Genomic DNA, 12,245 nt, shown 5'->3' on the forward strand with positions numbered 1-12,245 from the left:
GTAAGGCATTTTCAATTTATTATGAAAGGGAGGCAATTGTGATGAAGAATACGTATCAACTTCAAATTCCGAAAGAACTAGAGCAGTATCGTAGTATTTTAGAAGAAAGTGTAAAACCGTATGTTAAAGTGTCTGGAACATTAGCTGAGACAACTCTTTTTGAAAGTAAGTTTGGTGGTTATCCGTATTTACCTATAGATCAAGAGCATCCTACAGATTCAAATGGGCAACCTATGCTGTTACTTGCGCAACTAAACTTTGCAGAAATGCCGCATGTTGAATATATGCCACAAAAGGGAATGTTACAGTTTTTCGTAAGTGCTGATGATGAGCTTTATGGAGCAGATTTTGATCTTCCAACAATCCAAAAAGACTTTCGAATTATTTATCATTCTACAATTATAGAAGATTTAAATAAGGTTATTACTGATTTTAGTTATTTAAACACTTTAGAATTAGAGGAATTTATCATACCTGAAGCAGCGAAACTAAAGTTTGAATTAGGTTATCAACCAATAACATCACGAGATTATCGATTTGAAAAGATTTTTAGTGAAGATATTGATTGGGAAAAAATCGTTGATGAAGAAAATAATACAGAATTAGGCGAACTGTACGATGATTTATGTGAAGATCAAGGACATAAAATTGGTGGTTATCCATTTTTCACACAGACAGATCCAAGAGAATGGGAAGAAAAATACCAGCAACATGACATTTTATTGCTGCAAATCGATACTGACGACTCATTAAATATTATGTGGGGAGATTCTGGTGTTGCTAATTTCTTTATAAAAAAAGGCGATTTGTTAAATCTAGATTTTTCCAATGTTATTTACAATTGGGATTGCTACTAAAAATATATAAATGAAAATACTTGCAAGCTAAAAATCTTCCTGAAGGTGAGGGAGATTTTTTTATATTAAAAATAAACGTTATGTTAACTAGAGTGTAGAACAATAGGAATAATAAAAGTCAAGCGTAAATAAAAGGAATAGCAACAAATAATATAAATTTATAAAACGTGTGTAAATAGCAATAAATTCATTAAGTTAAACATAAAATAAAATTAGTAATTTATATTTTGTATAGAAATAATTTTTTCGTGTAAAAATTTCTTGCCGATCAAAAATGATTTTGATTCGTTAAATCTTAATCATTTATTGATTAAGATTTGCTGTGATGGATTAATAACTAAAAAAACGATAAAAAACTGTATAAATGCATTTAAATAAGATTTTATGTGAATCTCACTAAAAATCTCCGTTTCGTCTCATTAAGTATAGTTTACTTGGATTTTGATACCTGATATTGCTTTGTTTCTATAACTACCTATAATATATATTATGTTAACTGGATAAAAGTAATAAACTTATTATATGTTATTGTATATTGTTACGCTTCCCTTTTCATCGGATTCATTCTGTGTAATCGATTGTGTGCTTATTTGTTGTTGTTTTATGAGTTGTTGATGATAATGTCTCCAGATATAAATTATATTTAAGACAATAAAAAATGCAATTCGTTTTAAATGAACACATTAAACGAATTGCATGGATATGATTCATAATAAGTTTTTAAAATTAGTTTGCTACAGCAATTGCTTCGATTTCAATTAAAAAGTTATCGTTAATTAACTTTCTAACTTCTACAGCTGAACTTGCTGGTGGATTTTTAGTATCAATGTATTGATCTCGTATATCTCTAACATTGGCCATTTGAGAAATATCTGTTAAGAAAAATGTTAATTTTACTACATCATTAAATTGTAATTCCAAAGTATCTAATGCACTTTTAATGTTTTCGAATACTTGTCGCGTTTGTGTAGCTAAATCACCAATGCCAACTATTTGACCATAAGTGTTAATTGCTACTTGTCCAGATATGTAAATTGTTCGTTTAGCGTTACTAACTTCGACTACATGTGAGTATCCAAAAGTTGGTGGCATCGTTTCTGGATTGATAAATTTCTTTTGCAAGATTCTTCTCTCCTTTGAATATCTTGTTTTCTTTATATTAGATTTTAATTTCAGATTATCTCTTATTTACTAATAATTATTTCTCCATTCAGCTGCTACATTTGTAAAAGTATATTAGCACTTTAATTTAAAGTTATTAATGGATTATGTACGTTTGATTTTTTTGTGTGCTTGTTATAATTACACCTTGTTTTATTAATTCTTCAGTTACTTTTGTATAGAAAAAGTGATACCACCAGATAAAGAATTCTTCATAAGTTATTTCTTTTGAGTATCTGCTACTGGCAAAGTATTGTTTTAAAGGTTTATCGTTTTCTTTAAACAATAAGACTAAATCTTCACTGATTGTGTTTGCAATTTCGTTAAGCGTAGATAAGTCTGTTGTTTTAAACACCGGGATAATAGGTTGTGAATTTTGATATAAGCCTAATTTTTCATAAACTACATTTAAATTTAAATCTATTTGTCTATCTGCTGCTACGAAACCTTTTACTAATTGCTTTTTCTTATAATTAATATCAGTATCATTGTTTTGAAAACATTCTTCAAATGTTTCGTTATCTGCTGTTATTAAATTTAATGTTGAATATCGAGAATTTCCATAAAGACTAATTTGAACTTCTCCTAAATCTAAATACGTATTCCCATACATCCCGAAAGCCTCTATATCTGTTAGTTCTTGTTCTTGAATAGCATAATAATATCGTTTCTTATTTCTTAAAGGTCGTTTCTTTTTTAAATAGTTTTCTTCAATGTAATTTATTTGTCCAAAATCTAATAACACACCACTATACAGTAAAAGACTATACGATTCTTTAGATAAATGATTAAACGTGTCGATTCTTTTTGAAATAAATTCAATTTGATTTGAATGGTTTTCAATGATCTTAAGTGTTTGTTTAATTAGAGGTTCACAAAGATTATAAAGTTTTTTCCCTTCACAAGCTGTTATAACCATACATGTTGGATAGTACCTCCCTCCTGTTTGTTTCAATAACCCCTCTACTTCTAATGAATTAATGTGCTCTTCAAATTCCTCATTCATCCAACCTAGCACCATTTTCATAATATTTGACTCAAAACCAAGATGAAGCATTACAAGTAAATATTGAAGCTTCGTTCCCTTTATTTTTATAGATGGCGAATTATCTCCAGACGAAATCATTTTTGCTTCATAAGCTGTATGTAGTATATTCTCCGGACTATTATTAGTGAGCATTTCATATTCCCTCCCTTACTAATAAATTCATTGTAAAATCTATGTATTTATTAAGTTCTATAAACGAAAATGAGTGTCCTCTAATAATCCCAAATTAAAAACCTTAGCATAGATATACTAAGGTTTCTTACATTTTTATAATGAATGAATTCTTTCATAGTCTTTTGTAAATTGATTATCATTTTTTAACCAACGTTTAAAAGTTGATTCGCCTATTTCTAAATTAGAACAAGCTGTACCGATACATTTATTTTTCATATATTCGTTAAGAAAATTTTGTTTCCTCTGCTTAACAGCGGCTTGAGTTCTTTTTAGTTTCCGATCTTGTAATTGATCTATACTTAGACTTTCTTTCTGAAATACTTCATATTTTCTATGCAAATAAATATCTTTGTCTTTATAAATCCAAGTTGAAAATAGTTGTATTGATTTTCTCCCTGTTAAAATGACGCGGTAATGTTTATTTTGATTTAGTAAATCAGTTGGTAAATTGTGATTTTGTAGTATTTGATTTAAAGAATTCATAAAATTATAGGATCCACCTACAAAACTAACTGTATAAGTTTCGTAATTGACGTAACCATCCCCATCAAAATACCCACGAACAAAATGATGTAAATATTCTTTTGGTACATAAGGAAGTTCGATATTAAATGATTTACATGGCATAATTCCGTGTATGTTCATAAGATCGTCTTTTATTGTTTTGCTATTAATATTTAGCATATATACGCCCGTTTTTTTGTTTTGGTATAGTGGCTGGTTTGTTTTTAGTTCTTTTTTTATGTCTTCTAAAATGTAACTTTCTTTCTGTGATATACTGACGCATTGATTTTCTTTTTGTATGACACCATCTGCTGCTATAAACCCTAAAATATAAGCCATATTATTTGACCACGTTTAAAAAAAATTTCTGTTATGTCATACTTTCTCTTCCAACTCCCTATAGCGCGCCTTGGAGCGTTGCTGTCTGATAGAACCATATGAATATACCTTGCAGACACATTAGCAAGCATAGCGATTTCTGAGGTGCTCTTCCCTTCAGTATACAAATGAATGATTTCAGATTTTGATAGTTTACATTTTACTTTCTTTTTTCTCTCTATTTGCACTTACGTCCTCTCCTTCCTTTTAATAATTAGAGGCCTATCTTCTTCTATAACATATAACGAAACGTATGTTCTTTGTTGCTTTTAAGAAGGAATTTACTCAATTAAAACAATTTACATTTACTTAATATTGATTTTATCTGCTGCATGGTTTGTATTTTATATATACGAATAATGAATTTGACGAATTTATGAAATGTACTTCATTTAAGATGAAAGATAAAATGATATAGTTTACACTACAAATAGCTACAATTACAACATACGTATATTGTTAAACGTAAAAAGGAGAACGAATGAAAAAGAAATATATTAATCAAATTCACACTGATGTAAGTTTTAAACCGAAAGATATTATAGGTTTAACGACTGATTACTTTAAAATGAAAACTAAGTTGCGTCCTGTGAAAAATTTACCTATTGTTTTATCGAATAAAGATAATGGATCTTTAGAGAGCGTTACGTGGTTTGGTCATTCTGCGTCTCTTTTAAAAATAGAAGGTAAAAAACTGTTATTAGATCCTATGTTTGGAGATGCCTCTTCCCCATTCCCAGTCTTTAATAGTAAACGTTATAGTGGTACGTTTTCTTTAGAACGTGAAGATCTTCAAGAAATTGATGCGATTATCATTTCTCATAATCACTATGATCATTTAAATTATAAAAGTATTATGCAATTAAAAGATCGTGCAAAGCATTTCTATGTTCCGACTGGAGTTGCACAATATCTTATTAAATGGGATGTTTCACCTAATAAAATTAGTGAACATAATTGGTGGGATGAAATTACGTTTGATAATATTAAGTTAGTTTGTGCTCCTGCAAGACATTTCTCTGGACGAAGTATGACAGATAGAGATTGTTCGTTATGGTGTTCATGGCTTATTCTTGGTCAAGAAACTAAAGTTTTCTTTAGTGGTGATAGCGGTTATGCCCCTCACTTTAAGGAAATTGGTGATAAATACGGTCCATTTGATCTTACGTTAATGGAATGTGGACAATATGATCCAAGGTGGTCTGCGATTCATATGTTGCCTGAAGAAACGGTACAAGCTCATATTGATGTAAAAGGAGAATTACTTCTTCCGATTCATTGGGGTGCTTTTACATTAGCATTACACGAATGGAGTGACCCGATAGAACGTGTTACGAAAGAAGCGAACCGTTTAGGAGTTAAAGTTACAACGCCTCAAATTGGTGAATCTATTACGTTAAAATCTAAAGACTATCCTTCATCAGCTTGGTGGAGAAAAATATAATTATAAATATAAAAAGAGCGAACTCTCTTATATGGAATTCGCTCTTTTTTTGTTTTAATGTTTATTTCACTATATTTGCTTTTCCGCTATCTAAAACTCTATTTGCTGGTATACTGGACATTTCAATAATTGTATTCATGCTTTTATCAGTTAGTTCAATAAGTTCGTTTTCATGTTTTATTTTATTCAAATCCCACACCATTCCATGAATCTCATTATGCTGTCCGCTTACCCTTACAATACTTTTCGTTTTATTTGAAGGCTGTATTTGAAGGTTTGTAAATTGGTTCCCGCTAATTTCATTTGGTATTGTTACATTACCATCCAAATAAATCATATTTACACAATCTTCAAGAGAGAAGTTCATAAAACGGTTGGCATTTATCCATGCATGTCCAGATTGTGGTTTCTTTGCTACTAATTTTAACCCCGTTTCCATCCCTACAACTTTTATATTTTCAAAATTAATATATGAAATTTCATTTTCCTTCCCACCAGAATACAAAGAAATGCCGGTACCTTTATTCGTTTCTGTCCAATTGATAATATTTATATCTTTTATTTGTGTTTTGTGCCAAGTGTTATAGTACTTATTTTTTCCATCCAAATAGATTACTTCTGAATTGAACTTGGGATCATCGATAGCTATATATGCTCCTTCTATAGAAGCATTCTTTTCTAGTTCAAGAACCCTAAAGTTCCCCTCAACGACTAATTGTGTTCCATAACCAAATAATAATTTTACACCTTTTTTAATAACGATCGGTGACGTGATTTTATATTTTTTATCATCAAGCAATACAGTTTTAATTTTACCTGACTCTGCTTTATTAATAGCAGATTGTATTTTGTTTGAATCATTTTTAACTTTAAAGTCTTCTACATACACCTTATCATTTTTAGCTAAACCATCTTTTTTGTTGTATTGATAAAAAGCAATAGTAATTAGAACGATACCTATGAGTAAAATAATTATTTTCTTCATCACATTCATCCTCATATAAATTTTCTCCTTAGCTACTCATCGAATAATCTATGGCTTTTATATTTAGCTGATAATTATTTTGCTGTGTATGATAGATTACAATTCTTACTTTTTATAATTGAATTATATTATCTATAGAGCTGTCCTGCTTAGCTAATTCTTTATTCCTATAATCTATTAATTTATGATTAGATAAAACAAAATTGTGCTCTAATATTAATTCATTGTGGAGCACTTCAACTAAAAATTTAGGTATCATCTCTCCTACACCGTAATTATAATCACTAAGAATCCAAGAAATCTCTTTCCAATCTAGAATTCCTTCAGTAACTTTTTTTGAAGTATGATATGTAAATTTGTCAAGTAGCTCTACTAGATAAACATACATACCGCCAGAATATGAAGAATCCTCCCATTTAATAATGCCTTTAAATTGGATTTGGTCCTGCTTAATTTCTATATTAGTCTCTTCTTTTATTTCGCGAATCGCATTCTCTAAAGGTGTTTCTCCCTTTTCTATTTTTCCTCCTACCCCATTCCATAGTCCTTTTACAGGGTCATATTCCCTATTTAGCATCAGTATTTCTTCATTTCGTTTAATAAAACATAATGTATGCTTGTACATAATGTGATACCTTCCTTTGTTCCTAATAAGTTCTTACTGGTGATATAAGATGTACTATTGCAGATTGTTCTCCTGCTTCAATCAATATCGGTCTCATAGAGCCACCAAAGCTTAAAGTAATTGTTTCTTCTTTTATTGCCTTCAAGGCTTCAACCATAAAACGTCCATCGAAAGATATATTTAATTGTTTTTCACCACGAATGGTATCTATTTGTTGTGTCTCAGATATTTTGCCGATTTGAGAAGCATTAGAAGAAACTTTAATAGTGGATTCATTGATGATTTCTAAGTTGACGTTGTTATTCGCCCATTCACTTGCTAATAAACTTGAACGATCTACACCTTGTAATATATTTTTTCTATCTATGTTAATAACAGTTTGAAATTCATTTGGAATGAGTGTAGAAATATTAGGATATTTCCCTTCGATTAGTCTTGAATATAATGTAGTTGTGCCGAATGTAAAAATAATGTGACTTTCTGAAAGATAAATAGAAACGAATTCTAAATTGCTGTTCATTAATTTTAAAAGCTCATTAATGGTTGCGCTTGGTACAATACAATTTGCTTTCATACTAGTAGAAATTAGTGTTTCACGTATAGCTAGTCTATGAGAGTCAGTTGCAGCACAAATTAATTTATTATGGTCTAACTCGATATGTACTCCGGTAAGAACGGGTCTAGATTCATTTTTTGCTACTGCAAAGACTGTTTGTTTAAACGCATCAATCAATTGTTTCGTTTCTATTTTTATTTCTGCATGATCGTCTATTTGTGGTACGTTAGGGAACTCATTTGCTGGAAAGCCATTTAAGTTTAAAGTAATTTCTTCTGACTGTATGGTAATTGTTTGCTCATTCTGACTTTTTATTAATACATCGCTTGGCATTTTCTTTATAATTTCAATAAAGTATTTTGCAGGTACAACAATAGTTCCTGCTTTTAAGATAGTCGTAATTCGTTCGTCTTCTATGGAACTTGGTATAAATTTTTCGATGAAAATATTCGAGTTACTTGCGATTAAAGTAATTCCAGATTGATCTGCTGTTATTTTTATGCCAGATAATATAGGAATGAAAGCTTTTGTCGATATGGCTTTACTTACATCTGAAAGTGCTTGTGTGAAATGTTTGTGATTAACGATAAACTCCATTTTTTCCCCCGCCTAAAATGAAATAATATTTTTATGAAGATTGATGAACGATAGTTCCATTAAAAACGTAAGGTACCGTTTCTTTCTTTTTTAACATATTTAGCAAATGTTCCGGAATACGTAAATGCGGTGCTGCTATATGTAATTCCATCCAAGTAATCTCTTCAATTTCTTTAGGCCGGGATATATATGTCTCTCCGCCTATTATTTCGCCTAAAAAATTAAAGAAAATGGCATGGTGGTCTCTCTCCTCGAAAAAGGCTTCGCTAATGGAACAAATCCCTTTTACACATATATGTAACCCTGTTTCTTCTTTCACTTCCCGAATTACTGCCTCTTCTAATGTTTCCCCAAATTTAACTGCGCCACCTGGTAATGTGTAATAAGAACCATTTTTCCCTTTGTTTTTTACCATTAAGATCTTTTCGTTCGTTTTATCGTATAAAAGTGCATATGTAACATTTACTTTTTTCATCTAAGTCCACCTCTAACAATAGGAATTTTCTGTCTTTTTACATTCTACCATTTAATCGCTTTAAAATATAAAAAAGTTAATTGAGTATTTCATTTAACTGCTCTTTGCAAAGTTTATAATCAATAACCCTTCATTTCTATATAAAAAGAGCGTATTTTGAAGATGATCATTCAACGTACGCTCTTTATGCTATGATTGATTCAATTTTGGATTCTATATACTTGATAACCTTTTTTCTAAATAGTAATGATTGTGTCCTTTCGGGTAATCTTCACTCACTCCAATTACTTTATAACCATGCTTCTTATAAAAATCCGGTGCTTGAAAGCTAAAAGTATCTAAATTGATTAGCCTACATTCTTTTTCAATTGCAAATTCTTCAATAAGTTTTATTAACTTAGTTCCATAGCCTTCGTGTCTATATTCTTCAGAAATCCACAGGAAATCAACATGTACGTGGTGCCAAAATGTAATTGCAGTTATACCGCCTACTATTTCTTCATTTTCATTTTTCACTATAAAACTAATTTTTTCTGAAGGCTTTTTTTCTTCATCTAAAATATGTTTTTGATTATATTCAATTACTTTTTCTCTTATGTAATCACTATCTTCCTGGACCCATTGTTTTACTATTTTCATTTTAATTATCACGCTCCTTTTATGGTATCTATTCAATTTAATAATCGTAATGTCCTGTCTAACTTAGTAGTTGTAGAGCCTAATACAATTGTTTCATTTCACTAAAATAAAGAAAAGCCCTACTACATTTCATCTGTAATAAGGCTTTATACATTGTTCAATCTATTTTAATTAAAGCGTCCGTCAGTTCAACATTTTAATAAAATAATGCTATTGTATTACTGCGAAAAAGAATGAATATTCCTAAACCAATTAAAACAATTGGAACTATAATATGACAATTTTTCTCAAGTTCTTTAGCTAAAATATGAGCTCTTATCAATCTGTAGCTAATAAAACACCATATTGCTATCATGGAAAAAAAGATAATTAATGTAACGATATTTGCTCCCAAGGTTTGACTAGCGAACATTGGTATATAAATTGAGATATTGTCAGCTCCATTAGCTAATGTAATCGCAGCTACTTTAAATAATGAACCAGAAGCGTTATCAATGACTTCATTACTTTTATTAGAACGATGCGATAAAAGTCCTTTAACACCCATATAAATTGGTACGAATCCTAATAATCCGATCCACGATATAGGAATGAAAAAAGAGCTTAAGGAACCAATAATACTTAGAAAAATAATTACACTAAACCCCAAATATTGTCCAATAACAATATAAAGTTGTTTCATCTTAGTTTTCCCCTGGAAAGTTCTATCTTCTTCTCCTGTCTTTACTTGTGAAAATAAAACAAGGAGTATAAAAATATCATCAATATTTGTTGTAGTGAATGCCACAACAGAAGAAATTATGGTTGTAACCAATATAAGCCAACTACCTTCATGATAAATTTATAAGAAAATAATGGTCTATGAATAAAGTGCACATTCCATTACAAAGTTGGTTAACTTTAATTTTCTAAATGTTTTTTAACAACATTTTAGTTCCTTTATAAAACAATATGAATATTCTACTAATCTGCTACTTGATCCCTTAAGAAATAAACAACTTTACTGCTTCTCAAATCATTTCACTTTCAATTAAGTAACGCCATTCTTCCTACACAATAATAGGTTACATAATAAATAAAAAGAGAAAATTAAATGTTTTGTAATAAAAAAGAGCCCTATATTAGGACTCTTTTTAGTATTACGCTACTTTTCGATGTAAATGCTTTATTTCTTTTTTCTTCTCTGCTTTTGGTGGACGAATTAATATCGAAATAATGAAAGAAATAACGCTTAAAACACCAATTGTAATAAAGGTCGGTTGAAATCCACCAAGTAATGCTCCAATGAATGAACCTGCAAGTGCACCGAATCCGAAACCTTGATATACAATCCCATAATTTGTACTATGGTTTTTTAAGCCGAAAAAATCTCCAACAATAGCTGGGAATATTGTGATATTACCACCAAAGCAAAAGGCAACACTTGCTACACAAGCGAAATAAATGCCGTAATTTAGTGGAATGAAACTTAAAGTAAAGACTGACAATCCAATAATAATAAACGTTGCAGAGACAATTTTAATTCGACCAATTTTATCTGATAACGTTCCAAGAATGATTCTACCTACTGTATTAAAGATTGCAATCATTGCGACGGCGTTAGCGGCAGTCGCTGCGCTAAGTCCAACGAGCTGTACCCCAATATCTTTTACCATACCGATTAAATACAGACCACCCATACACGATGTGAATAGCATAAAAAACAAGAGATATACTTGTTTCGTTCGTATCATTTCACGAGGCGTATAATCATTGTGTAATGTCTCAGTTACGGCGTTACTTACTATTGCTTCACGTAAGAAGAATGATCCGGTTAATACTAAAAGTAAAACAATGATACCCCAATATAAAAATGCCTGTGATACACCAAGACTATCGATAAGACTTCCGTTTATATATCTAAAGATTAAGCTACCCATTCCATATGCAGAAACAGATATTCCAGAAATAAGGCCTTTCCGATTTGGAAACCATTTAATTAAATTAGATAGTGATGTAATATAAGCAGTTCCGTCTGCATAACCAACAACAACACCTGCTAATAAATATAGTAATGGTAAGGAAGAAACTTGTGAACTAAGTATTAAACCGAGTCCCAGAACAATCCCTGCAGTAGCGATGAGTTTACGAAGTCCTAATTTTTGCTGTAGCTTTCCTGCAAATAAAGTTGAAAATGATAAAGAAAAGCTTGTTATGGAGAAAGTTATCGCAACGGCATTGAGGTTCCATCCAAACTTACTGACCAGGGGCTGATTAAATAAACTCCATGTATAAATTGTTCCAAGGCCAATTTGAACAATGATTGTACCTAGAACAATTAGTAACGGATTTATTGAATTTTGTTTCATACTAACTGTCCCCTTCTTTCATCTTGACATGAATTTTCACAGTTAGTATATCCATCATAAATTTCAAGATACTGTACGGAAAATGGTAATTAAGTTCATATACACAAAAAGACACTCCATTATGAAGTGTCTTTTTGCAGGTTATATTAGATTTACTTAAAGAAAGCTTTGTTAAGATAAGACATTTTCAAATGCTTATGTACATAGGATATCAAAAGATTTCTTTCATGTGATGGGACTTAAGATGTATTTTTTATTCGATATTTAGTCGGATGAATAAAAATTAGTATTCGATTTCATCAAAATCCTTCGGCTGCGGTACAGTTTGCATATTAGCTGCGTCTTTAGGATCGCTATAAATCGCATTTTGTTCTGTTTTTACATCTTTAATGTTTTGCTTTTTGTTTTTATTTATTTTATCTTTCATTTTCTTTCACTCCTTTTCATTATAGGA

At 30.4% G+C, this 12,245-nt stretch carries 12 protein-coding genes and 1 pseudogene; 2 read left to right on the forward strand and 11 right to left on the reverse strand.

Annotation, left to right across the window (positions count from 1 at the left end; all coding sequences use genetic code 11):
- The first annotated feature begins 41 nt into the window (after positions 1-41).
- On the forward strand, positions 42-857 hold the full coding sequence (locus DN390_RS28205) for a YwqG family protein (protein WP_147809094.1): 816 nt from the start codon (positions 42-44) through the stop codon (positions 855-857).
- Positions 858-1,583: 726 nt separating this feature from the next.
- Here DN390_RS28205 and DN390_RS28210 read toward each other — a convergent pair.
- The 3 genes and pseudogenes from DN390_RS28210 to DN390_RS28220 form a co-directional block, all read right to left on the reverse strand.
- A complete protein-coding gene (locus DN390_RS28210) occupies positions 1,584-1,979 on the reverse strand; it encodes a RidA family protein (protein WP_147809095.1) in 396 nt (131 codons plus the stop codon).
- Positions 1,980-2,115: 136 nt separating this feature from the next.
- The gene (locus DN390_RS28215; protein ID WP_147809096.1) at positions 2,116-3,198 is read right to left on the reverse strand and encodes a hypothetical protein; all 1,083 of its coding nucleotides are present in this window, start codon (positions 3,196-3,198) and stop codon (positions 2,116-2,118) included.
- A gap of 135 nt (positions 3,199-3,333) precedes the next feature.
- A pseudogene (locus DN390_RS28220) lies at positions 3,334-4,310 on the reverse strand (LAGLIDADG family homing endonuclease).
- Between the two features lie 293 nt (positions 4,311-4,603).
- On the opposite strand from DN390_RS28220, the gene DN390_RS28225 reads away from it, so the two are divergent.
- Positions 4,604-5,566, forward strand: a complete 963-nt coding sequence (locus DN390_RS28225; protein ID WP_147809097.1) for an MBL fold metallo-hydrolase — start codon at positions 4,604-4,606, stop codon at positions 5,564-5,566.
- A 61-nt stretch (positions 5,567-5,627) separates the two neighbouring features.
- Here DN390_RS28225 and DN390_RS28230 read toward each other — a convergent pair whose 3' ends face one another.
- The 8 genes from DN390_RS28230 to DN390_RS30910 form a co-directional block, all read right to left on the reverse strand.
- A complete protein-coding gene (locus DN390_RS28230) occupies positions 5,628-6,566 on the reverse strand; it encodes a hypothetical protein (protein ID WP_147809098.1) in 939 nt (312 codons plus the stop codon).
- Between the two features lie 97 nt (positions 6,567-6,663).
- Positions 6,664-7,176, reverse strand: coding sequence for an NUDIX hydrolase (locus DN390_RS28235; protein WP_147809099.1), 513 nt, complete (start codon positions 7,174-7,176; stop codon positions 6,664-6,666).
- 22 nt (positions 7,177-7,198) lie between these two features.
- Complete coding sequence (gene dnaN, locus DN390_RS28240; RefSeq protein WP_147809100.1) at positions 7,199-8,329, reverse strand: DNA polymerase III subunit beta; 1,131 nt, start codon at positions 8,327-8,329, stop codon at positions 7,199-7,201.
- A gap of 31 nt (positions 8,330-8,360) precedes the next feature.
- A complete protein-coding gene (locus DN390_RS28245) occupies positions 8,361-8,804 on the reverse strand; it encodes an NUDIX hydrolase (RefSeq protein ID WP_097952182.1) in 444 nt (147 codons plus the stop codon).
- Between the two features lie 213 nt (positions 8,805-9,017).
- On the reverse strand, positions 9,018-9,443 hold the full coding sequence (locus DN390_RS28250; protein ID WP_147809101.1) for a GNAT family N-acetyltransferase: 426 nt from the start codon (positions 9,441-9,443) through the stop codon (positions 9,018-9,020).
- A 196-nt stretch (positions 9,444-9,639) separates the two neighbouring features.
- Positions 9,640-10,257: a cadmium resistance transporter gene (locus tag DN390_RS28255; RefSeq protein WP_147809102.1), complete on the reverse strand. Its 618-nt coding sequence runs from the start codon at positions 10,255-10,257 to the stop codon at positions 9,640-9,642.
- A 325-nt stretch (positions 10,258-10,582) separates the two neighbouring features.
- Positions 10,583-11,791 (reverse strand): L-lactate MFS transporter, encoded by a 1,209-nt coding sequence (locus tag DN390_RS28260; RefSeq protein ID WP_147809103.1) that lies wholly within the window; start codon positions 11,789-11,791, stop codon positions 10,583-10,585.
- 283 nt (positions 11,792-12,074) lie between these two features.
- The gene (locus DN390_RS30910; protein ID WP_179955794.1) at positions 12,075-12,218 is read right to left on the reverse strand and encodes a hypothetical protein; all 144 of its coding nucleotides are present in this window, start codon (positions 12,216-12,218) and stop codon (positions 12,075-12,077) included.
- Between the last annotated feature and the right edge of the window lie 27 nt (positions 12,219-12,245).

It is taken from the genome of Bacillus sp. SH7-1 (assembly GCF_008042405.1).
GTDB classification, from domain to species: domain Bacteria; phylum Bacillota; class Bacilli; order Bacillales; family Bacillaceae_G; genus Bacillus_A; species Bacillus_A thuringiensis_N.